A 24603-nucleotide genomic window follows, 5' to 3' on the forward strand; every position below is an offset into this window, starting at 1 on the left:
GGTAACGTATGTACGGACGAGTGGAAATCGATGATGAAACGAAAAAGAAGCTGTCGCTTCTATTAAAATATTATCGCAAAAAAGCAAATCTGAACCAGCGTGACTTCATCACTTACAACGGGGCAACGATCTGTTCTGCCGATACCTACAGTAAAATAGAAAATTGTAAAATCATTAAAAGCAATTCCATCTATCATTATCTGCTGGTACAGATTCATGCTGAACTCAATCTTCCTTCCAGCTGGTGGGAGCCCTGGAGCACCTGTTTTCAGGAGCTGCTGGAGCTGGTGACGCGCTATGACCTTGCAGGACTGGCAGAGCGGTGTGCCGTCCTTTTTGCACAGCTCCGGGAAAAAACCGATATCTTTGCGGTTGAGTATCGAGAACTGCTGATGCTGATGGCTTCCTATTATGAACACTGCAGCGAAATGAGTGAGGAGCAGTTTCATAAATATATGGAGCTGCTTCCTATCTTTGATGTGAGCATACAGGAGATTTTAAAGGATATGCTTTATACATATACCGTACACAGACACCGTGATGCCAGAAAAAACGGTGCTGTCTTCACCCGTCTGCACATGGCGGAAAGCACCTCGCTGCTCAATATACTGAACCGCAGCTATCAGGCCTATTATGAGGAACGCTTTCTGGACTGCTTTCGGGATTCCCTGTATCTGGAGCAGACATTTTTGAAGCAGGGTAATTACAACCGTCTGCTGGATGTATACGATGCCATTGTCCTTCTGTATGCAGATGTACAAAAGGATGCGGCCAATCATGAATATGTCGAAAAGCTCTTTGCCATTGTTAAAGAGCATCCCGAACAGCTGCACCGCAATAAATATCTGCAAAGCCTGTATCAATGCGGGATGCTGTATTATGAAATAGGACAATATGAAAAAGCATGCGACTATTTCTGTGAGCTGGCAAAGCAGGACGACTACCATTTTCTGCCGGCAGCACTGCTTGCCTGTATTCTCTGCGAGCAGCTAGAGCGTGTAATCCCTCCTGAAATATTACAGGAGCCGCGCTATCCCGAGCGTTTTCCGAAGCATGTGACCGCTTACCATCAATACTGCCGGTTCAAGCAGAAGGAACGAGATCCCTTTCAGCGGGAGGAGTATTTTTTGAAGTATTTGCTGCCCCAAATATCCAATGAGGATCAACTGATTTGGGAGCCTGCCTGCAGAGAGCTGGAACAGCTGATCCGATCCACACGCCATTATCACCTGAAAAAACGCATACAAAGCAGTTGAATTCAGAAATTATACAATTTTATACCGAATATCTGACAAAAATCACATATTTTTTCTAAATTTCAAATTTGTAATCTTTTCTTCTTTATTTCATGATATAATTTCTACATACAGGATACGTTTATCCTGTGCAATCAATCATTTGATAGGGAGGACAATATGAAAAAATTACTTTGCGCTACATTTGCCGTACTGGTATTAGCAGGATGCTCCGGCGGAGCAAAAACAGAAACAAAGACCTGTTCAATGGAACAGAGCGGTATGAAAATGGATGCCACTTTCACCGCTGAGGATGATAAAATCACTAAAACCTCAGTAAAGGTTACCATGGATCTTTCCGCTGCCGGTCTTGGAGACACAGAGCTGACAGATGATCAGAAAAAACAGCTGGAAACTGCTGTATTAAGCCAGTTGGGTGTTGAAGAAGGAAAAGGTGTCAATGTCAGTGCTGAATTCAAGGACAAGAATATCATCGCAACCGTTGACGTTGATATGAAAGACGGAGATTCAGCTACATTGAAGAAGCTGGGATTCGGTGGAGAAGCAAGTCTGTCCAAGACGCTGGAAGAAGCAAAAGACGGCGGAGCTACTTGTAAATAATCTTTGAAACTCAGGGCTAAGCTCTGAGTTTTGCCATTATAATCTGAAGGAAGGGAAAATACAATGAAAAAATTATTATGTGCTGCTTTTGTGGTTGCCATGCTGGCAGGCTGCTCCGGCGGTAAAGAAGAAACAAAAACAATGACCTGTACGGCAGAACAGAAATCCAATGGTTCCACCATTTCACAGACGATCAAATTTGACTATCAGGGTGACAACATCACCAAGCAGGATCAGAAAACAGTGATTACTGCACCGGATAAAAAAACCTATGAAGCAATGCTGCCGACACTGAAAAGCGCTTCTCTGGAAAGCAAGGCAAAGGGTGTTGAAGGCATGAGCTATAGTCTGACAGAGGATAAAGACAAATTCTCAATTACGGAATCCATTGTTTTTGATATCAAAGAAATCGATCCGAAGGACTACGGTACCTTTACCAACCAGAAGCTGAGCGGTAAAAAAATGGTAATGGATCTGGAAAAGACAAAAGAAAACATCGAAAAAAGCGGATTAACCTGTAAAAAATAAACAGGCCATTACATGATAAGCGCTGAAGAGCTCTCTGTTGGAGAGCTTTTTTTATCTTTCTACATCCAAATCCATGAAAAATAGAAATGGCTGTATCAGAAAGGGGATTTTCAATCTAACTGCACATTGATCAGCCCTTTTATTTTTTATCCCGCCTGAATAATTCTGAAAAGGCAACATTTTTAGTCGAACTTATAGAATATATCTGCTTTTCCCTATCATAAAGTGATATAATTACAATATCAAAAATCATAAGATATACGAACAGACAGCGTGTCCTTTGGCTATCTCAGATGTATCGCGCAATGCAGCACTGCCTAAATCGACGGCTATCAGGCAAACAGGCTCCATAAGGGAGTCTGCCGCAGCAGAATCCCATACACAGCACTGTTTTTTCGGCTATTCACAAAGCGGTGTGATGCAGTATAGAAGCTTGCTTCACGGCAGGAATGAAAAGACAGGAGGTTTACAGTATGCCAATGAAACTTAATGAAAATAATTACAGCTATTATATTTACCGCAATCTGATATGTCTGGCAATCCTTCTGCATTTCGGCTATACATTGCTTATGGGAATTCTGCATTATGGCGTTCCTCTTCTCTATAATATCTGCAGTGTGCTGTTTTACATCGGTATGCTATTGCTGGTTATGAAAAAAAAGCGATATGCGCTGGCCGTTTCCCTGATTCATTTGGAAACCATCTGCTTTGTTGTGTTACACACTGTGCTGTTTGGCTGGAACGCTTCCTTCTTTCTCTTTCTGATTGCAATGGCTTCTCTTGTGTATTTCTGTCCCTACCGCAGTCCCTACATCCCCTATCTGTTTTCCATCCTGCATATGCTCACCTTTTTTCTATTGCATGAACAAACACAGGGAACGACGTTCTCTTCTCTGCCGGCTGCTTCCTTACAGCTGCTATTTCTCTGCAACAGCTTTGGTTCATTTCTCACAATCCTTTATGTTGCCTATGTTTCCAATGCCAGTGCCGATATTGGAAAAGAGGTTTTAAAAAAGCAGAATGAAAGTCTTTTGCAGATTGCTAATTACGATTCCCTCACAGGGCTGTACAACCGTACTTATTTGAAAAAAACAGCATCCCAGCTGTGTCTTGAGAATTGCTGTCTTGCAATTGGTGATATTGATGATTTCAAGCGGATCAATGACACCTATGGTCATTTGTGCGGGGACGCCATATTAAAGCAGCTCGCTGAGCATATGCGAACCAGACTGGATCCCGCGATCTTTATCTGCCGCTGGGGTGGTGAGGAATTTGTCTTCCTTTTTCATGATATCAGGGAGCAGGATGCACTGCAGCAGCTGCAGGATTTCTGTCACTGGATGAATCACACAGAATTTCAATACGGAGAACAAAAGATCCCAGTCACCATGACATTCGGCATCTGCTGTCATCAGCGGCTTTCTCTGGATGAGTTAATCAATAAAGCCGATCAGCTCCTGTACCAGGGGAAACAAAAAGGGAAGCACACAGTCGTAAGCGGGTAAAGCTGCTGCATGAAGCAATGATCCCTGTACCATAATACCAATAGGAGTGGATGCTATGAGAAAACAGATCCTGTTGATAAGTCTATTGCTTCTGTTAAGTGGCTGTTCGAAAAAAGCAGAAGCAGGCATAAGTAAAACGACATGCCGGGGAACCCTGATGGATACCTTTATTGAAACAACCATGGATTCAGAAAATCAACGAATTTCAACACAGAGCATACAGCTGCATACAGACTATCGTACACTTGGCTATAACAAGCAGCAGGCACAGGCCTGTGTTAAACAGTACCAGAAGGATTATGCAAATATCAGGGGCTTGACCTATCAGGCATCCGTGACAGATAAAGAAATGAAGCAGCTGCTCGTTCTAAAGCTGACGGACATTGACACCGCACAGCTGAAAAAGCTGGATTTCATCCAGACCTTAGAAGACGCTGTATTCGATGTACATACCGCGGTAATCGTTTATGAACAGCAGGGACTTACCTGCAGTACGAAGCCGGCGGCATAACGTCAGGGTATCCGATGGATACTGCTAACGCACAGTCAGAGATTTCCTGTACGAAGCATACAGCCTTCATAAGGCACCGGCATTGCTTTCGGCAATACGTGATAAAGAAAGTAAATCAGCAATAAAATCCTTTGTTTCCCCTTATAAGGATACGGTGATTAAACAGACCGTTTCAAACAAGACTGCTTTTTTCTATTCCCGCTGATTCCTTTCCTGCCCCTGTTTTATGCTCATATTATACAGCAGTTCCTTTCTGCCAAAATCATCGATATGAAAAAGATCAGACGATGTATCTGACCCTTTCTGCTGCCTATTCCGGCAGCTTTTTTATGTTGGAATTTCCTTTTATTCCCATGCTTCCCATGTTACAGCGATACGGCGCAGCGCCTCCTGCAGAATCGACTTCTGTGTTCCGATATTCAGGCGCACCCAGCCATAGCCGTCCTGCACAAAATAGCTGCCGACAACCATGGATACATTTGCCCTGATAAAGAAGGCACGCATTTCATCCTCATCCGCAAACACGGAACGCATATCGATCCATGCCAGAAAGCTGGAATCGCTTTTCATGACCTTAGCCTGCGGCATGTGCTGTGCAAACCAGTCATACACCATGGTGAAATTCTCCCCGATATATGCAGTCAGCTGATCCAGCCATTCCTCTGAATCATTATAAGCCGCAATGATGGCAGGAACGGCAAATACATGCGGACTGGTCACATAGACCTTTTGTAAATATGCCAGCAGGCGTTCCCGAATCTGCTTATTCTTAACGATGATGTAGGAGGATTTTAAACCACCCAGATTAAAGCCCTTGTTTGGGGACACACACATAATCGATGCATCCGCAATATCCTCATGCGCATTCCACAGCGTGGTAAAGCTTTCCCGATCAAAAATCACATCACGGTGTATTTCATCACAGACCAGCAGAACATCATGCTTCAGACACAGCGCACTGAGCTGATGCAGCTCCTCCTTCGTCCAGACGCGTCCGCTTGGATTTTGCGGTGAACAGAAGATAAACAGCTTGACATTCTCTTCGACCATCTGACGCTCCATCTCTTCAAAATCAAGATAATAGCGCATATTTTCCAGCTTTAGGGAATTGCAGATCAAACGACAGCCGCCGCGCTCCACCGCTTCAGCGAAGGGATCATAGGCAGGAGTATTGATCATAACAGCATCTCCCTCGTTACAGAAGCACTGTACGATATAATGCAGAGTGCCGCAGGTTCCAAAGGTCAGCTTGATCCATTCCTTTTTAATATCCACATGAAAACGGCGCTTGTTCCAGTCGATCAGCGCATCATAATATGCATCATACGTATACGTATAGCCATAATCTCCCAAAGCGGCACGCTCTATCATCGCCTGCTTGATTGCCGGCGCACATTCAAAATCCAGATCAGCAAGATCCATAGGAATCGCATCCTCATTCAAGCCGAATTTTTCCTTCAAAATGGTATTGTCCCATTTTCTGCATTTTCCAAGCTTTCGATTGATTACATGATCAAAATCATACTTCATATCCGTTACCCTCCAAAATAATGAGTTCCTTTGTTGTGGCATTCAATGGGACACCACGGCCGTTTTCGATAAGGACATCATCCTCAATTCGCACACCGCCAAGTCCCGGAATATAGATACCCGGCTCACAGGACATGATCATGCCTTCCTCCAGCACGGTGTCACTGCCGGCATTCAGCATGGGAAGCTCTCCATCCCCCATGCCCATACCATGACCAAGACCGTGTGTAAAATACTGTCCATAGCCCTGCTCCTGTATGATGCCGCGCACATAGGCATCCACGTCCTTCCCCTTTACACCGGCTTTGATAAAATCAACACCGGCACACTGCGCCTGCAGGACGATATCGTAAATTTTTTTCAGCTTTGGCTGTGGCTCCCTGATACATACCGTTCTGGTCATGTCGGACTGGTAGCCCTGATAGGTGATACCAAAATCAATCGTGATGAATTCATGGGCTTCCAAGGTTTTCTCACTCGGTCGGCCATGCGGCATACATCCGCGTACACCACTTGCGACAATCGTATCGAATGCCATAGCGCTGGCACCGTTTTTAATTGCCAGATACTGCAGCAGCGCACTGACCTCGGTTTCCTTCATGCCGATGCGAATTGTAGAAATCGTTTCCTGAAAGATCGCATCCGTGATTTCACAGGCCTTGCGTACCAGCGCGATTTCCTGCGCATCCTTGCAGCGGCGTGCTTCCTCCAGCTCATGCTCCAAAAGCACGGTTTCCAACCCGTATTCCTGCATGGTCAGATATTCCTTCACGAGAACCTGTCCCGCTTCAATTCCAATGCGGGCATGGCTTCCCAAAATACGGACCACCTCATCCAGATAGCTGCTTCCCTGTTCATGCACCACCATGATAAAGCCGCTTGTTGTTTCCTTTGCCTCATTGCTGTAACGTCCGTCCATAATCTGATACAGCTCATCTCTTGTTACCAGCACCTTGACGCCGCTTCCCGTTAATGCACCGAGATAGCGCTTGTTACTGCGGCTTTTTATCAATATGGCGTCGATTTGCTTTTCCTCCAGAATGGAGCGGATTTTTTGGATTCTCTGCATACTGCTTCCTCCTTTTTATGAAATACCTCTGCACTTGCATTTCTCTTTTTGCGCAGCTGTATGGAAAGCGGCACCCGCAAACGGATGCCGCTGGCTATTGCTAGAAATCAAGATCAAGATCGTTCAGTAAAGCCTCTTCATCATCCGAGAAGATGTTTTTTGCTTCCTCAGCCTTCTTTGCTCTTGCTTCCTCCTCACGCAGCTCCTGACGCTCCATGATTTTAAAGAACGGCAGATAGAGCAGAATCGCCAGAATCAGCTGTGCACCGCAGGCCAGAATAACTCTCCAGTCCCCGTTTGTCAGGAATCCCTCCAGGAAGACGCCGACATAAGGCGGATCGAAGAACGGCTTGTCCAGCAGACCGTAGTGCATCAAGAACATTGGCATGGTACCGATGATGGCACCACCGAATACAAATGGAATAAACATGATCGGATTCAGAATGATCGGAGCACCGAAGAGAATCGGTTCATTGATACCGAACAGTGACGGGAACAATGCGACCTGTCCGATCTTACGATAACGCTTGGATTTGGACAGCATACACGCCACGACGCATCCGATGGTGATACCGGCACCGGTGAATCCAAAGAACGCACTAGAGGTACCAGCCGTATAAAAGTGTGGCAGAGGCTCTCCGGCCTGTCTTGCGATGATATTCTCCGCAATAAAGGTAGCCATGATCGGACGTGTAATCGGTCCGAAGACAGATGAATGGATACCGAAGAAGAAGATCAGACAGATCATGAAATGCAGGAACAACACTGCCCACGGGTTGTCCATGGAACCAACCAGCGGTGCCAGAAACTGTGTCAGAATCTGCGGAGGCAGTGCTCCGAAAATCTGCTGAGAGAAGAAGCGTACAGCAATGAAGGTTCCGGCAACGATGATGGTTGTAGGAATCAGCTCAAAGGATTTGGATACAAAGTCCGGTACCCCCTCCGGCATGCGGACCGTCAGATTTTTTTCCTTACAGAAGCGATACAGTTCCGTAGCAGCCATACCGACCAGCATGGCGCAGAACAGACCCTTTGCCCCGAAATTGGCAATGCTGATACCGCCCTCTACGTTTTCAGCAGCTACAAACAGGAAAGCAAAGGTGGATAGAGTGATACAGCCCGGAATATACAGCTTATAGTGATTTCCCAGATTATATGCAATACACATGGTTACGTATACACTCATCATACCGATGGATAAGGTAACCGGCAGGTCAAGCAGCTCCGCATTGTTCAGAATGAACTGACTGAATGCGTTATTTTCTCCAATCATGTTTGGTAATGCAGGGATAATGGCGAAGAAGCTTCCCAGAATCGTGAATGGTGTCATGGCCACCATGGATGCCTTAATGGCACTCAGATGACGCTGTTTATCTACTTTTTGAGCAATTGGCATCAGCCATTTGTTCATAAATGCCTCAAATTTATTAAACATACTAGATTCCTTTCTATTTATATACGCTCTTAATATATGCTGTCTTCACATGAAGCAAGAAGCGGGCACTCTTAAAGGAAATACGCCTGCTCATCCATCGCATAGCCTGATGAAGTATTATGAGACGGGTCTGAAAATGAAGACGCATAGCATTTTATGATTCTAAATCAGGGATTACTTTCCCATTTCGTGTTTCTTGCGTGTAACCAGAGCGAGCTTTAATACGGTTGCTCCGTCCATCTGTCCGTATACATCCTTGTCAATTACCGCAAACGGAACGTTTTTCGGCTTGCATACAGCCTCGATGAAGTCAATCTTATGCGATACCTGCGGCCCGACCAGAACCACGTCCCAGTTGTCGATTTCCTCCTCCAGAGAGTCAGCGGGAATCGCCGTAAACTTAAAATCCTCTTCATTCAGCTTTGCGCTTTCCTTTACTACCTTTTTCATGTTCTGCATCAGCATATTGGTGGAGAAGCCACCTGCACAGCATAATAAAATTCTCATGTTAGTTTCCTCCTTCTTTTGCTTCAAATACATCTACCAGTGCTTCAATGACGTCTCTTGCCAGCTGGCTGGTCATATAATGATCCTGCGCATGAACCATGAGCAGTGACAGCTCCGGCTTTTCAGCCTCCGGATCCATTTCCGACTGAATCAGCTTGGTCTGGATTTTGTGTGCCTCCAGATCGATTTTTCTGCTTTCCTCAAGCAGTGCGCGAGCTCCCTCATAATCGCTTTCCTTTACCTTGCGAAGGGCTTCAAATGCCTTCCCCTTACTGTCACCGGCAGCGGAAATAATGCCGATGATCTGCTGTTCTAATTCTGTCATGCTAGACTCCTTTCAAAAAATTTGTTGATGTACGATACGCTGCTTCGTCAAAATTGGCAATCAGCTCTGTAAAGATATCGATGGCGTCCGCAATATCCTGCAGATGTGCAACTGAATAGGCACAGTGTCCATAGCGCACAGGCAGGCAGCTGACAGCGGTTGGTTTTCCATCCCGGCTTTTGTGAGCCTCCCCGCCATCGGTTCCTCCTCCATTAAACATATCCAGCTGCAATGGCTTATGCAATGTATTTGCCGTGTCCTTGATACGACGTATCAGGGCACGATTGGGAGCAAGTGTGCGATCGAAGTTTGTCAGCATCATCCCCTTGCCGATTTGGCGCTGATTGGTATGATTGCGAACAAATTCATCGTTAAAGCAGGCAACATCAAGCGGGAATACCACATCCGGATTCACCCTGTATACAGCGGTTTTTGCCCCGCGTATTCCGACCTCCTCACTGGAGGTTCCCACCATGTAAACGGTATTGGGATGATCGATGCTCTGCAGTCGTTTCAATACCTCCCCCATGATGAAGCAGCCAAGGCGGTCATCAAACGCCTTTCCTGCCACGACATTCGGTAAGGCAAAGTGTTCAAATTCTGTCGTATAGGTCACCATATCCCCGACCTGAATGCCCAGATCATAGACCTCCTGTGCAGTCTGTGCCCCCAGATCCACATAGACTTTGGTGGCGGCGTTGTTCTCATAGGTTGCCTGGATGATACCGTGAATCTTCTTACCATCCTCTGTCGTGATACGTACCTTCTGCATAAACTGTGCCAGCGGCTTTACACCGCCCACACTCATCAGCATGACCTGTCCCATATCGGATACACTGCGAACAATGAAGCCGACCTCATCAATATGAGCGCACAGCATGATTTTCGGCCCCCTGTTTCCCTTTTTGAAGATAATACTGCCAAGATGATCCGTGGAAACTTCATCGGCATACTCCTTCAGCTCATCCACCAGAACATCCCGTACCTCCTGTTCATTGGATGCGATGCCGTCCGCATTGGACAGCTTTTCTAAGAATTGTATATTCATAAAGTCCCTCCTTTAAAATTTCAGATGCGATATGCATTTCATGAAATCCTCATAGGATTCTGCACGTCGCAGCTTTTCAATCAGTGCCGTATCACTCATAACCTCAAACAATACTCTGGTTATATTCTGATGCAGCTTCAAATCCCCCTTCTCAAGATCGACCAGAAAGATGACCTGCACCGGCAGCTCGCGAACCACTGCCTCCTGCTTTACAATCCCCACCGACAGAATATTTCCTCTGCCGCACATTTCAAGGGGATGGGGAATTGCTATACCGTTGTTATACACGGTAGATAACACTTCCTCGCGCTGTTTCACGGAAGCTGCATAGCCTGCTTCACAATAGCCTTCCTGTTCCAGCTTTGCAGCCATACAGGAAACCATATCGGCATAGCTTCCTTCCTGAAAGATATGGAATGCGTTTTTTCGAAACAGTGAAGCGAAGGAGCGCTCCTGCAGAACAAGAGATGCATCTGTTTCCAGCATATTCTTGATTTTCTGAATATCCGCATCATCCAGCAGCTCCTTGATGAGAACGATGGGAACATCGAAGGCTTCATCCAGCTGCTTAATGGTGAAGATGATATCCGGCTCATAGGAGCGAACCTCGTCCAGCTCCAGTAAAGAGAAGGTTTCAATATTACTGGAGGAGAAGATCGTTTCCAGCTTCAGCTTGATCAGAAAGGCACTTCCGCCACCGCTGGAACAGATGATGGCAATGCGGTGATACAGATTCAGCTTGTGATGCAGCTCCTTTTCCATATGTGCGGCAAAGTGTGTTGCGATGAATCCGATCTCATCCTGCGTGGTTTTCACATGATATTTCTCCTCCAGCATACCGGCAAAGCGGATACAGATATTGAAAATCACCGGATACTTCACACTGATTTCGTGAACCAGCGGATTGGAGAAGGATATGCTTTGATGCAGCCGGTCCAGCAGCAGGGATACATGTGCCAGAAGACTCTTTTTAAACTCTGCGTCGGCATTGAACTGGGTATGATACTGTTCATCGGCATCCTGCAGAAAGACCTCGATATCCTGAATCAGACCCTCATCGTACAGATAGACATCGCTCGGCTTTGTCTTTTGCTTCAGATAATTGCCGATATCACAGATATCTCCGCTACTCAGCTTCACCTGATAGATTTCCTGAATCACATTTGCCAGCTCGCCTGCCATCTGCTTATGGACACTGCTGTCTATCGCGCCTGCAGCGGATACAATCCCCTTTTCCGCCAAAAGCACCGTGACCTTCAGGAACAGGTCGATTTTTTTCAGCTCAATATAATTGGTGTTCAGCCGATATTGCTTCAGCAGGGTAATCAGCCGCTTTTCCAAATGCTGTATATGCTGCTGGGATAGATAGTGATCCATGATTTTCTTCATATAGGGATTGTCTTTTTCCTGCAGCTCCAGCAGATACAGCTTGCGCATCATGCCCTCACACGATAAGCTGATGCCGTAATGTGCTTTTTTAATCAGGGATATGCTGTGCTCAAACAATGCCTTTTCTACCTTGACCATATCAACCTTTATGATGGATTTGCTGACGGCCAGTGTATCGGCGATTGTTTCCTGCGTAATGTAGTCACTTTGCAGAAGCAGCAGGGCGATGATAGTGTCAACACGCTCCTTACTGCTGATGGTCATACTGTCTTCGTCACTTTGCATATACTGTTTGAATTTCTGGGGTGCCGTGATTTCCAGATAGTAGCCAAAGCGCCGCTTCAGATGGATGCGAAAGCCGTTACGCTCACCATCCTGCATCAGATATTTGATATCATTGCTGATGGTTCTGGTCGATACCTGCAGCTGTCTGGAGAAGTATTCCAGACTGCAATACTGATCTGCATTCATAAGCTCTTCCAGTATTCGTTTTTCTCTCATTTGGCTGTTTCCTCCTTTCCTATGGATGGGGTTGCTGACGCTTAGGTGAAAGCGTTATCAGCTTGCATGGTTAGTATATCGAAAGTTTCTAAAAATAAAAAGATTAACTATTTCACAAGAAATATGAAAAATTTATCCACAAACTGGAAAAGTGCCGAAAAAAAGCGGTAAATAAGCGCTTTTGCGTCTATTTACCGTCTGAATTTTTGTATCTGCTTTTATAAAACGAACGATTTTCCAATGCAAATACACGTTGTGTGAACTCTCCTGCCTGTACCGGCTCCAATGCCTTGTGCAGAGTATTCATCCGTGCATCAATGTTATCGATCATATGCAGCATTTCTGCTTCCGGTATCATTGGCAGCACAGGTGAACCGTATTCATACACCCCGTGATGGGATAAAATCATATGACGAAGCAGCATGGCCTCCTCACAATCCTCCAGACCCAGCTGCTTTGCTTTTGCCAATACCTCAGCCTGCATAATGGAAATATGTCCCAGCAGCTTTCCCTGTGTGGTGTATTCACTGACAATGGCACCGCTCAGCTCCACAGTCTTTCCCACATCGTGCAGGATGACACCGCTGTACAGCAGATCCCTGTCCAGCATCGGGTACAAATGACACAGCTGCTCTGCCAGCTGCAGCATCCCCAGTACATGCGTTGCCAGTCCTGCATAGAAATCATGGTGATTTCGTGTCGCAGCCGGATATTCAAAGAAATCCTTTTCATGATCCTTCAATATCCCGCATACCAGCTGCTTCATAACCGTATTTTCAATTTCATCGATATAAAGCTGGATATTCTCATGCAGTGCCTGCTGGGAAAACGGTCCTTCCTTTACATAATCAGAGATATCCGCTTCTTTCTCCAGCTCCTTCATCTGCTGTACACGAAACTGCAGCTGCTTTTGATGACAGAGCACATCCCCGCTCATTTCCACCAGCATACCGGGTTGAAATTTATGCAGCAGCTCCTCACTTACATTCCAGTATTTCGCATCAATGCTGCCGCTTTTATCCTGAAACACAAAGGACAGGTACGGTGCTCCCTTTGCTGTTACACCGCGGTTCATACTGATAATCAGCGCTGTCAGCTCTCCCTTGTATCCGTCGTATAAATCTTTAATTTTATTGCTCATCACGCCACTCCATTTCATTTAGATGGTTCATGATATCCTCACGCAGAAAGCCCTTCTGCATACAATATACCAGCACCTTGTTTTTCAGCGGCTGTCCGCTCAGCTTGCGGCTGTATGTACGAATTGCCTTAGCAATCGTCTTATTCAGCGCATCACTGTCATCTTCTTCTTCAAAATTCAAGCGTTCCGAGGTACTTCTGGCGATATCACTGTCAAAGCCAAGCGATATCAGCTTTTGTACGATGGTCTGCTTCTTCATTTTTCTGGATTTATCCTTAATGGTTGCCATCAGCTTTTCTGCCATTTTCAAGGCACGCAGACGCTCCTCCTCATCATCCAGACCGGACAATGCCTCATCGACATCCTCCGCAGATATTCCTTTATTGATCAGGGTCCGCCGTATATTCCCCTTGCCACTCAGAGAAAACTGCATCTTTTCGATTTTCTGCTGCATATACAGATTATCATTGATATAACCCTTTTCCTCCAGCTCACTTAACAAGCCCTCCACATCCTCAACGGATAAGCCCGGCTGCCGATGCAGCCAGGTGCCCATTTCCTTGCGGGTATAATCGCGCATACGCAGCTTGCGAATCGCTCCGCGATAGGCCTCCAGCACTATCTCCTTCCGCTGAAAATGCGCAACGGTGTAGCGGTCAAGCATTGTATGCAGACGGATTTTATAGGTGAAGTAATCGTCCAGATCTATCAGAAGCTTCTGCGGCTGATCCTCCTTGTCGTTCTGCACATAGATGCGCACATAATCATCCAGCGTTTTGATTTTGATAACCTCGTAGGCATCCTCAAAGTCATTGATTGCCTGATAATATACACTGAGCACCTTCGAATAGAATACTCTGGAATCGTATTTGACGATTTTACTCAGCGCACGCCGGGAAAAGGCCTTACGTTCATCAGCACTCCGGTGCATGAAGTCCGTCAGCTTCTCTGCAAATTCCTGCGGGGTTTCAAACAGAAAGCCGCTGTCCTCCTCAATGACAAGGTCCTTCAACACATCATCATAGCGGGCAAAGACCGGTAAACCGCACGCCAGTGCTTCAATATAGGTCATCCCCTGTGTTTCTGTCAGAGATGCAGACACGAAACAGTCCGCACATGCATAATAGGCCGGTATTTCCTCCGGCAGCTTTTTATCAGTAAAAATCACCTGCTGCTCCAGATGATAGCGCTGCACCAGCTTCTGCAGCTCCTCCAGCTGCGGTCCTCCCCCGACAATCATCAGCTTGATTTTCGCATCGCTTACATAACGGAAGCCCTCAATGGGTATTTCAATACTTTTTTCCTGTGCAATCCGACCGACAAACACAATCAGGCGTTCATCCTCCTGAATACCATATTGTCTGCGGATTTCCTGCACCTGGGCAGGATCAATATTATCCGGATGAAATTTCTCAAAATTCAGTCCGGTCGGTATGACATAGATCGGTGTCTTCACCCCGTACTTCAACAGCGTTTCCTTCGTTTTTTCACTTGGTGAAATCACTGCCTGCGCACTGTCGGATATCGAACGGGAAAAGGTGGAGACCACCTTCTTCGTCACCTTATCCACCTCGTCGATTTCAAAACGGTTTACATAATGCGTATAATCCTCATACATTGTATGATAGGTTGTCACAACCGGGATATTCAGATATTTTGCAACGATACGGCCAAACATGCCCACACCGAACTCCGTATGCACATGAATCACATCCAGCTGCATTTTCCTGATTTCATCACGGGCACTGAAATGATAGGGTGTAGACAGCTTATAGCCGTACAGCCATTTCAGTTCGAGTCCGGGAAGCCGCAGTACATTGCCTTCCTTTTTCATCGTCATTGCCTTGTGATTGGTGATGACATAAACGTCATGTCCGTTTTTCTCCAGCTCCCTTTGCAGGGTTACAATACTGGAAACCACACCGTTGATATCCGGTGTATACGTATCGGTAAAAAGCCCGATTCTCATGAATCCACCTCCCTGATGTCTTTCGGTTTCTTCCGTCTTCCATATTTTTCATCATCGTAGGTTCGTTTCAAATGCAGAAACACAAATGCCCCTACCAGAATTACAATGTGATACGTGGAAAATCTCCACAGGATCATAATACCGCTGGCCTTGAGTCCGCCGACCAGATATTTGAACAGTTGTACGAATACCAGCTCGGTACCGCCACTTGCCCCAGGTATCGGAATAAATGCATTTGTCATCAGCACGAAGCTGGCCAGCGCCAGACAATCCACGAACTTATCCAGCCCCAGATTCAGGTTCAGCGCATAGGCGATGAAAAACGGCAGGGAAAACTGAACCGTCATACGAATCACATTCCACAGCACGGTTTTGCATATGATTTTCTTTTCGTGCTTCATTTCCTTGATTTCTTTGGTAAAACCTTCAACCTGAATGGTCCAGGCGGCAAGTGTCTTTTCCTTGTTTTTCACGATATGCAGCTTCGCCAGCAGCGTCACGGCATGCCCGCTCAGCTTTACATAGACACGTGGAAACAGCGCCATCGTCCACAGGATACTGATGACACATACATTTACGATATAGCCGATCAGAATCCCCAGAAACGCCGGCCCGATAATTGCCATATAATGCGTATAACGCAAAAGAAACAGAATTGTGACATAGATCATCATGGTCGTCTGATAGACGATAAAATCCGCCCACAGTATACTAGCCCCGTCACTGTATTTGATTCCCTGCTTTTTGAATACGTATGCCTGACCGAACTGTCCGCCGGTGGCACTTGGTGTAATCCCGCTGAAAAACGTTCCGACAAGCGCATTGCTCAATCCCTGCCGGTACGTGTAGTCCTTTTTATAGCGCCGGGCGAAAATCATGATGATCTGCCCTAAAATCATGACATAGATCATTCCCCACAGGAAAATGATGAGCAGCGAGTACCAGGAGATACTGCTGATGAGATGCATGATTTCGTGATAGTTATCCTTCAGTGCAAACCACAGAGAAACAGCGGTCAGTCCGATGATGACTACAAAATTTAAAATATAACTCCGTAATGAACTTTTCATGAACCCTCAACTGCCTTCCTGCCAAAGCGCAACACTAGCGCCTCTCTACCCCCGTTTGCGTTCCTGCAGCTCCTCATATACACGCGTATAAAATTCCTTCCAGATGCTGAGCACATTCTCCTTGGAATAATATTCGCTGATATAGGCACTGTCAGCTGCACAGCGCGCATAGTAGGCCGGATCCTCATGCAGCTTACGAATCAATTCGGCAAAGCTGTCATTATCATCGGCCATCTGATATTTCTTAAATAAGATATCCTCATACAGCTTTAAAGAGCGCAGCACCATCGGCCTGTGCAGATTCACCGCCTCCAGTATCGCCATAGGAAACAGCTCATTATAGGATGGCATAAACAGCACATCCGCCATATTATAGATATCATTCATATCACTTCTCGGGATAATGCCTGGAAACTGTACGTTTGCCGGCGGATTCTCCACAACCTTCTTCAGCTCCTCATAGCCGTCTGTAATTTTTCCAAACGAAAAGCCTCCGCACCAGACAAAGCGCACATCCGGCAGCTTTTTCGCAACATCGACAAAATCCAGCACGCCCTTTCGTGTCTGTACCTGTCCGACACCGATGACGACAAATTCATCCGCTTTGATTCCATATTGCTCACGAATGGCATTGCGCTGCTCTACCGGCTTCACATAAAACTGCTCCTTGGATACATAATTCGGAATATAGATCATCTTCTCCCGAGCAATTCCGTATTTCTCCAGCTCCTCCATAAAAATCGGATTTACAACAATCAGATAATCCGCTGTTTTATAGAAGCTGATCACATATTTTTTAAACACCGAAAACAGTGCCTTAGGAAGCTGTATACTTCCATTGAGCGTGTCCGGTAGAAAATGCACGTAGCATACGTTTGCATTTTTATTATTCTTCATCTTCAGATAATTCTGCGGATCAATGGTATGAGAGTGAATGATATCAGCTTTCTTTCCGCTGTTGATTTCAACGGTAAACAGATCACTCGCACCTTCCTTAACCAGATTTACCTGCTCCAGATAGGCACTCCCCACACCCTGTCCTTCCACCTTGTCGGCACTGGACAGCATATTGATTACGATTTTCTTATCCAAATCCATTCCTCCGCTTCCTGTTCACATGGTTTTCATAACCACCTTAAATTATTATACCATAAACCTGTAGACGTTGAAACTCATAATGCAAGTATTACAAGTTTGTAACTAAGAGCATTCCTTTAAAACCTGCAGATGCAGCAGAGCAGCAAGGTGCAGACAGGCACGGCGAAGCCTTCGATTCAGCGTGCTTTCCACAATGTCTCCCTGATGGCGCAATACCAGCTCCCGTTTCAGGCCTCGCACGTATACATCCAGCAGCAGCTCCTTTTCCTGCTCCTCCAGCTGTAGAATTCCCTGTAAGAGAACATAGGCCCGCTGGTCCTGCTCCATCACCTTTTCCCTTGCTCTTCGCTGACGCTCCATCGCATCCAGCACGGGATCCCTATGTACATATCCGCCGTTTCTCGATGTCTGGACAATGCTGCGGGTATAGTTCAGATAATCACTGAGTTCATCCTCCACCTGCAGTTGTACACAATCCTCTCCATACAGCACGCTGTGCAGACGCAGCGAGGCCGTATACTGCTTCAAAAACAAAAGCTGGCGCTTCATATTGCGAATTGTCTGTGCTTCATCGACACAGGGCTCATAAAAAAATTCAGTCTCCTTCATCCGTTTACCTCCTATATACTCTTATATACGAATGAAAAGTACCGAATTCCTAAATTTTATTAAAATATTTGATTTTTTTCAAAAATACTGAAGACGATTTCCTTTTGTCGTCCATGGGAAGCCCAGCGTGCTGCATTGCCAGCATAGTCATAGGCGTGTCCATTTTCCAGCTTGGATAGGATTGCCCCGAGCAGAATATCGCGAATATTGCGGGTATCGGAGAAATAAGCAAGTCCTTCCCCTCTCATACAGGCAAGAATGGCATCGGGACAGCCCAGCTCCTGTTCACTGTCATCGACGACCTGAAATCCGCGCTCCCAAAGCTGCTGTACGATATCCTGTGACAGACGGCTGTTTTTGTATACGACAGAGGGTGTATTGTCGCATTGTACAGACAGCACTTCGCCATCAGCCGCCGTACACTGCTTCAGCCGATGATATACCCGACAGCCAACCCCTTCCACATACGTGTACATAATATCGCGCTTTGGAAAATAGACAATAGCAAGACGAACATCATGCTCATGAAGAATGGCACTGCAGATCGACCAGGTATCCTTCTGGTGCAAATAGTCCAGAGTTCCATCGATCGGATCCAGTACAAGCGTATAATCATAGTCCTGTTTCAAAAAGCAGGTGCGGCTTGCCGTATCCTCCTCCACATCCAGACTCAGTACAGCCTGATATTCCGGTAATACAGACTGTAACAGAATTTCCTGAACAATTTCATCGGCTCTGGTTTTGGCTTCCCGCATGCGCAGATGGCGTTCATCCTCATCCTCCACCACTTCCACCTGTTTGCCCTCATTGACAATGGTTGCCTGCATCATGTTCGCAACAATGCCGGCAGTTCGTACAGCACAAAACAGGCATTCATACAATTTTTGATAGTTCATTTTTTCTCCCTTCTCCATGACTTATCATCTTATACTTCAGCGTTCAAAGCTATATTTTCATGATTCTGTATGCAGTTCAGTATACTATCGCTTATCGTAAAAAACAAGTCCTCGCGAATGATTGATTTACAATTCCCATCATCTGCTTATCATCGCAGAGGTGGTGGACTTCTGTCTGTTATGAATTACATACAGAAAAGAGCTGTGACTGCACAGCCCCTTTGATTATGCTTGTTATAGCTTTTCAGGATAGATGTAGGGACTACAGAATCGCAGGTCGAATATCATCTTCAACATCCAGTATATTCATAGCGTCCATTGCACTGACATTGATTCTCTGCACCAGTTTTTTAACATGTAGAAGTGTTGCCTCCACGTTCCCTTCTACCTTGCCTTCAGCTTTTAGTAATAAGCCCTGTTCAATACCTCTTTGTTCTATGAAATCACGAAAGTTACACATATCCATAACCTCCTGATCTATCTCCTTCTCCATCAGTATACCATACGTCCTTTGTAATTGTTCCTTTTATCCTCTACTGCGAGATTTTTTATAAACAAAATCTATAATAGTATATAGAGGTACCTGCTGCTTCGTTTCATACGCAGGAACGGATGCAACAAAAACAAGGCAGTCCTTACCGCCGACAAGCGGTGTTCAGCTGTAAGCTACTTAATCATTGTAAAGAATGAATGAAAGCATAAGAAAAAACGCTTCTAACAAGCGGTTGATCTACTGAAAGGCCGGAGCCTTTGCGTATGGATACCATGTGAATGGGTTGTAGTATTTATATAGTTACTCATATACCAGCCTCTCCTTTTTTGTATCTACAGTGTAGCATAAAACCTACCAAACATAAGAAAATAAAATATACATACTTGAAAAGAGCAGACGATTCTTTTTCATTAGGTGCACAGGATTTTGAAAACCGCAGACATATGATAAAAAAAGCCAGCCGCTAGGACTGACTGCTGATACGGTAACGCTTTAAGAATTCTTTGGTACGCTCCTGCCTTGGATGCTCAAACAGCTGCTGTGGAGTACCCTCCTCTGCAATCACACCCTTGTCCATAAATACGACACGGGAGCTGATATCATGAGCAAACTGCATCTCATGAGTCACGACGATCATCGTCAGACCTTCTCTGGCCAGATCCTTCATCACATCCAGAACATCGCCAACCATTTCCGGGTCCAGTGCACTCGTCGGCTCATCAAACAGCAGAACCTCCGGCTCCATGCACAGGGCACGGGCAATGGCTACACGCTGCTTCTGTCCGCCGGACAGCTGCATAGCACTCGCATTCGCAAAGGACTCCATACCGACCTTTTTCAGGAACAGCATCGCCTTTTCCTTCGCATCCGCCTTGCTTCGCTTCAATACCTTGATCTGTCCGAGCATACAGTTTTCCAGCACACTTTTATTATTAAACAGATTGAAGGACTGAAACACCATACCGACATGCGTTCGATGTTCATTGATATTGATTTCACCCTTCAGAATATCCTTGTCATGATACAGGATTTCTCCGGCATCCGGAGTTTCCAGCAGATTGATGCAGCGAAGCAGCGTGGACTTGCCGCTTCCACTGGAGCCGATAATGGTAATAACCTCACCCTTGTCACAATGAAAATCAATGTCATTCAAAACCTCCAGCGAACCAAAATGCTTTTTCAGATGCTTGATTTCTATGATGCTATTCATATACTTCACTCACCCTTTCTACCGGTACGCTCTGAGAAGACGGCCCGGATGATCTCGGCATATTCATGCGCCCCTCAACAAAGGAGAGAAGCTGGGTTGCCAGTGTCGTCAGCAGCAGATACAGAATAGCCGCTACGATAAAGGTCGGTACATACAGCATCAGACTTCCTGCAACGGAGCTGGACTGGAAATACAGTTCAATCACACCGATGACATTCAGCATGGAGCTGTCCTTGATATTGACAATAAATTCATTTCCGATCGAAGGGAAGGAATTGCGTATCGCCTGAGGTAAGATAATGCTCATCATCGTCTGTGTGGAGGTCATCCCCAGACTGCGGGCTGCCTCATTCTGCCCCTTGTCAATCGACTGGATACCGGCACGGATGATTTCTGCCATATATGCCCCTGTATTGATGGAAATAATCGTAATACCGGCAGTTACCGGTGACCAGTTCAGTACCGGACGAAGACCGTGATAGATGATCAGCGCCTGTACCATCATCGGTGTTCCACGAAAAATCCATACATACAGACCGACAAAGCCGTGCAGTATCTTTTTAATTATGCGGGAGGGCAGTGCATCGCGCTCTTCTATACGCACAGCACGGATACCTCCCAGCAGCAAACCGATCAGTAATCCGATCAGTGTACCGCACACCGCCAGAAGCAGTGTTATCTTAATCCCATACCAGAACAGCGGAATGTTGTCCTGAAAAATCCACCAGGCCTGGGCAAACATCCCATCCGGTTTTGCGGATGCTACTATCATCATGGTAATCTCCTATTCTGTTTTGTTATTCTGTTTTCGGCTGACTCTCTCTTGCTTCCTTCATCCACTGATCTCTTGTTTCCTTGGAAATTCCATCCAGTGATTTCTGTACAGCATTGAACAGCTCGGAATCACGGCTTCCCTCTTTCAGACCGACAGATACGGACGTGTCAATATCAAAGCCCTTGCCCTTTGCAAAGTGAACGATCGTTAAATCCTTATTCGCTTCCACGGCACCCTCGGCAACCGGAAGCTCTGCTGTAATGCCATCCACTTCCTTGTTCTGCAGGGAGAGGATCATTTCCGGATACGTTGCCTTTGGTGTCGCATGCTTTACACCCTTGATCTGATCGATAATCGTATCATAGTTCGTGCTCTTCTGCCCGATGATGGTCTTACCCTTGAACTGCTGGATATCATTGAATTTCGCAGCCTTGTCCCCCTTGCGTACAATCATAACCATTTCAGATTCATAGTATGGGGATGTGAAGTCAATTCCGTTTTCACGTGTTTCATCCTTTGTCATACCGGCAATAATCGCATCGATTTCACCGGATTCCAAAGCCGGCTGCAGGCCGTCCCAGGATACCTTTTTGATGACAATCTCACGATCGAGATCCTTTGCAATCTGACGTGCAACACGTACATCATAACCGTCACAGAAGCCGGCACCGCCAATGGAAACACTCGTTTTCGTCTGTTCCTTCGTCTGCCAGTTAAACGGCGCATAATTGCACTCCATACCAACCGTAAAGGTTTCCTTTCCTGTATTCTTTGAAACATTCTTGTCGTCATCACTGCTACCGCATCCAGTCAAAAGCAGTGTCATGGCAAAAGCTGCCGTTACTAATTTTTTCTTCATAAATAGTCCCTCTTTCTTTTTTTCTTTTCACATATACCGCCTGTGTATACACCATCGGTGAAATACCATGGAATAACAAAAAAGCCGTGCTATTACACGACTCTCACACATAAAGCAGAGTTGTTAATAGCTCCTCTTCTTAACGAAGGAGTGCCATGAGTATTTCCCATGACCCCAGAAGTGCATCCGCCAATGCAGCCTCTTCGGCGATGATTACCTTTCAAAGCTATCCCGGTCTGCCGACTCCAGCTTTTACTCTGACGCATCGCTGCCTCTATACGATTTTTCTGTCTTATATACTTTAGCTTAAATCCCGACATTTGTCAATGGCCCCTGAATATTTCATGAAAGTTTTTCAGTTTCTTTCATTTTCCGTCTGCGCTTCAGATATAGAATAAGAGCAAGCAGACCCAGCCCGAGGGCACCACCTGCCGTATCAATCAAAACATCCTTGAGCTGTCCGCTTCTGCCAGGGACAAACAGCTGATGAAATTCATCCGTTGCCGCATAGGCAGCCGTAGCCGCCAGTGCCAGAAGCAGCCACGGCTCCTTTTTGTATTCCCGTATCGTAAGACCAAATAAAATGGCCAGTACCGCATATTCACTCATATGTGCCGCCTTGCGTACCAGAAAGCTTGTCATATCCCGAATGATTTCATTCCTCATGATATCCAGAGAGAATACAGCATCCAGAAGGTGCACAAAGAAATCGCTCATTTCCTGAGAATCATCCGCAACCTGTGCGGAGAACCAGAAAATTACAAGCATCCAGATAATGCACAGGATGGCATAGCAGTGCTTCTTTTTCATGCATATCACCCTGTGCATCATTATAGAATAAGATCGGTAAAAATACCAGTAAATTTTTACCTCAGCATCATGTTTATGGATAGAGTCGTATCATTTCTCCTGAGCATCCGATGGTATGGTATCCACGGTTTTAAAGTCATAGCCAAGATCCTTCATATTTTTGATAAAGGTATCCATCGCTTCATAATTCCCCTTATTGCTCGGATGCAGCAGATAAATCGCCCCCTCATGGTAATGCTCCATCATCGTCTTCAATGCCTCACTGCCCGAAACATCACTTGCATAATCGTAATAGGCATGACTCCAGAAATAATTGCTGTAACCAAGGTCCTTTACCAGCTTCATCGCACGCTCACTGCTTCCGCCCTTCGGAAAACGGAAAACCTTTTTCATCGGCTGCCCGGTAACCTCCATATACGTTTTTTCTGTCTCCGTAATCTCTGCAACAAATTTATCGATGCTGGAGGCATTCGCCAGTGTTGTCATATCGTAATGATGCCAGCTGTGATTTCCGATTACATTGCCATCCTGAACAAGCTGCCGGATGAAATCTGCTTCTGTTTTAATATAATTTCTGGTCAAAAAATAGGTTGCCTGCACATCATTCTTTTTCAGGACCTCCGCAATCTGCTTGATATAGGTGATATCATTGCCGCCCTCATCAAAGGTCAAATAAATTACTTTTTCTTTTGGTCCCTGATAATAGGAATCGTATTTCTTTAACAGCTTTTCATCCTTGGCACCTGTTGTCCGCTGATGATCCTTGCTTTTATTAAACCACCATTCCTCCATGGTGTTGTCATAGCTGTCATGATCATAATACAGCTTTGTATTCGTTGGATCAGCACATACCTGAACACTGCGCTTTACACTTGTGGTATTGCCGCTGGCATCCTTTGCCGTATAGGTCAGCGTATACGTACCCTGTTTTTTCATATTTACACTGCCTTTTCGTTCCACGCTTTTGCTTACATCCCCGTCATAATTATCACTCGCCTGATAGCCCGGCTCCTGAAAGCTTCCATTTTCAAACACTCGGATAGACGAGCCGCCCTTCAAATTGATCTTCGGCGGTGTCGTATCAATGACATTGACCTTGCGCTCCACTGTTTTCTGATATTTATCAAAGGTATAGGTCAGCGTATAGGTCCCCAGCTTCTTTGTATTCAGATTCCCCTCTACCTTTACCTCATCACTGTAATCCGAAAAACGAAACCTTGCCCGGGCCCCCGGATCCTGAAAGCTGGTATTCACTTCCATCTCCATCGTCTTTGCACCGTTTAATGCCAATAGCGGCGTAAACAGTCCGCTGAAAAACAGCAGCTTTATCAGCAGGGCCGCCACCATGACCCCAATCAATCCCATAATTCCATATATAATATTCTTGCAGCGTCTGCTCACATGCATCACCTCTACACTAACGATATGATATGCAGCCGTGATTTATGCCGTATAAAGGTATTGGATAA

General features: G+C 45.7%; 24 protein-coding genes. 5 read left to right on the forward strand and 19 right to left on the reverse strand.

The window, feature by feature from the left end; translation table 11 throughout:
• Positions 1–8: 8 nt before the first annotated feature.
• The 5 genes from G4D54_14190 (at position 9) to G4D54_14210 (ending at position 4400) form a co-directional block, all read left to right on the forward strand.
• Entirely contained in the window at positions 9–1256 is a 1248-nt protein-coding gene (locus tag G4D54_14190) for a hypothetical protein (protein ID QJA03512.1), read from the forward strand.
• Positions 1257–1415: 159 nt separating this feature from the next.
• Entirely contained in the window at positions 1416–1856 is a 441-nt protein-coding gene (locus G4D54_14195; protein ID QJA03513.1) for a YehR family protein, read from the forward strand.
• 63 nt (positions 1857–1919) lie between these two features.
• Positions 1920–2384, forward strand: a complete 465-nt coding sequence (locus tag G4D54_14200) for a YehR family protein (GenBank protein QJA03514.1) — start codon at positions 1920–1922, stop codon at positions 2382–2384.
• Between the two features lie 473 nt (positions 2385–2857).
• Positions 2858–3889 (forward strand): GGDEF domain-containing protein, encoded by a 1032-nt coding sequence (locus G4D54_14205; protein QJA03515.1) that lies wholly within the window; start codon positions 2858–2860, stop codon positions 3887–3889.
• Positions 3890–3944: 55 nt separating this feature from the next.
• Positions 3945–4400 (forward strand): YehR family protein, encoded by a 456-nt coding sequence (locus G4D54_14210; protein QJA03516.1) that lies wholly within the window; start codon positions 3945–3947, stop codon positions 4398–4400.
• A gap of 345 nt (positions 4401–4745) precedes the next feature.
• Here the strand turns inward: G4D54_14210 and G4D54_14215 are convergent, their stop codons facing one another.
• From G4D54_14215 to G4D54_14305, 19 genes are all read right to left on the reverse strand, one after another.
• Positions 4746–5930, reverse strand: a complete 1185-nt coding sequence (locus G4D54_14215) for a putative C-S lyase (protein ID QJA03517.1) — start codon at positions 5928–5930, stop codon at positions 4746–4748.
• Positions 5920–6999, reverse strand: a complete 1080-nt coding sequence (locus G4D54_14220; GenBank protein ID QJA03518.1) for an aminopeptidase P family protein — start codon at positions 6997–6999, stop codon at positions 5920–5922. The genes G4D54_14215 and G4D54_14220 overlap by 11 nt, the downstream gene beginning before the upstream one ends.
• Positions 7000–7099: 100 nt before the next feature.
• Entirely contained in the window at positions 7100–8434 is a 1335-nt protein-coding gene (locus G4D54_14225) for a PTS sugar transporter subunit IIC (GenBank protein ID QJA03519.1), read from the reverse strand.
• 174 nt (positions 8435–8608) lie between these two features.
• Positions 8609–8941, reverse strand: coding sequence for a PTS sugar transporter subunit IIB (locus G4D54_14230; protein QJA03520.1), 333 nt, complete (start codon positions 8939–8941; stop codon positions 8609–8611).
• Position 8942: 1 nt separating this feature from the next.
• Positions 8943–9266, reverse strand: coding sequence for a PTS lactose/cellobiose transporter subunit IIA (locus G4D54_14235; GenBank protein QJA03521.1), 324 nt, complete (start codon positions 9264–9266; stop codon positions 8943–8945).
• A 1-nt stretch (position 9267) separates the two neighbouring features.
• Positions 9268–10314, reverse strand: coding sequence for an aminopeptidase (ypdE, locus tag G4D54_14240; GenBank protein ID QJA03522.1), 1047 nt, complete (start codon positions 10312–10314; stop codon positions 9268–9270).
• 12 nt (positions 10315–10326) lie between these two features.
• Positions 10327–12204: a transcription antiterminator gene (locus G4D54_14245; GenBank protein ID QJA03523.1), complete on the reverse strand. Its 1878-nt coding sequence runs from the start codon at positions 12202–12204 to the stop codon at positions 10327–10329.
• Positions 12205–12391: 187 nt separating this feature from the next.
• Positions 12392–13345, reverse strand: a complete 954-nt coding sequence (locus G4D54_14250) for an HD domain-containing protein (protein ID QJA03524.1) — start codon at positions 13343–13345, stop codon at positions 12392–12394.
• Positions 13335–15314, reverse strand: a complete 1980-nt coding sequence (locus tag G4D54_14255) for a glycosyltransferase (protein QJA03525.1) — start codon at positions 15312–15314, stop codon at positions 13335–13337. Before G4D54_14255 ends, G4D54_14250 begins: the two co-directional genes overlap by 11 nt.
• Positions 15311–16384: a flippase-like domain-containing protein gene (locus tag G4D54_14260; GenBank protein ID QJA03526.1), complete on the reverse strand. Its 1074-nt coding sequence runs from the start codon at positions 16382–16384 to the stop codon at positions 15311–15313. Before G4D54_14260 ends, G4D54_14255 begins: the two co-directional genes overlap by 4 nt.
• A gap of 45 nt (positions 16385–16429) precedes the next feature.
• Positions 16430–17482 (reverse strand): glycosyltransferase family 4 protein, encoded by a 1053-nt coding sequence (locus G4D54_14265; GenBank protein QJA03527.1) that lies wholly within the window; start codon positions 17480–17482, stop codon positions 16430–16432.
• A gap of 102 nt (positions 17483–17584) precedes the next feature.
• Positions 17585–18091 carry an elastin gene (locus G4D54_14270; GenBank protein ID QJA03528.1) on the reverse strand — a complete coding sequence of 169 codons (507 nt, stop codon included), beginning with the start codon at positions 18089–18091 and terminating at the stop codon, positions 17585–17587.
• A gap of 59 nt (positions 18092–18150) precedes the next feature.
• Positions 18151–18987 carry an inositol monophosphatase gene (locus G4D54_14275; protein ID QJA03529.1) on the reverse strand — a complete coding sequence of 279 codons (837 nt, stop codon included), beginning with the start codon at positions 18985–18987 and terminating at the stop codon, positions 18151–18153.
• A 262-nt stretch (positions 18988–19249) separates the two neighbouring features.
• On the reverse strand, positions 19250–19480 hold the full coding sequence (locus G4D54_14280) for a hypothetical protein (GenBank protein ID QJA03530.1): 231 nt from the start codon (positions 19478–19480) through the stop codon (positions 19250–19252).
• A gap of 463 nt (positions 19481–19943) precedes the next feature.
• A complete protein-coding gene (locus G4D54_14285; GenBank protein QJA03531.1) occupies positions 19944–20690 on the reverse strand; it encodes an amino acid ABC transporter ATP-binding protein in 747 nt (248 codons plus the stop codon).
• The gene (locus tag G4D54_14290; protein QJA03532.1) at positions 20683–21465 is read right to left on the reverse strand and encodes an amino acid ABC transporter permease; all 783 of its coding nucleotides are present in this window, start codon (positions 21463–21465) and stop codon (positions 20683–20685) included. Before G4D54_14290 ends, G4D54_14285 begins: the two co-directional genes overlap by 8 nt.
• 22 nt (positions 21466–21487) lie before the next feature.
• On the reverse strand, positions 21488–22324 hold the full coding sequence (locus tag G4D54_14295; GenBank protein ID QJA03533.1) for a transporter substrate-binding domain-containing protein: 837 nt from the start codon (positions 22322–22324) through the stop codon (positions 21488–21490).
• A 342-nt stretch (positions 22325–22666) separates the two neighbouring features.
• Positions 22667–23134, reverse strand: coding sequence for an acetobutylicum phosphotransbutyrylase (locus G4D54_14300; protein ID QJA03534.1), 468 nt, complete (start codon positions 23132–23134; stop codon positions 22667–22669).
• A gap of 90 nt (positions 23135–23224) precedes the next feature.
• A complete protein-coding gene (locus tag G4D54_14305) occupies positions 23225–24535 on the reverse strand; it encodes a DUF5011 domain-containing protein (GenBank protein QJA03535.1) in 1311 nt (436 codons plus the stop codon).
• Positions 24536–24603 lie beyond the last annotated feature (68 nt).

This window comes from [Clostridium] innocuum, assembly GCA_012317185.1.
In the GTDB taxonomy this organism is placed as follows: domain Bacteria; phylum Bacillota_I; class Bacilli_A; order Erysipelotrichales; family Erysipelotrichaceae; genus Clostridium_AQ; species Clostridium_AQ innocuum.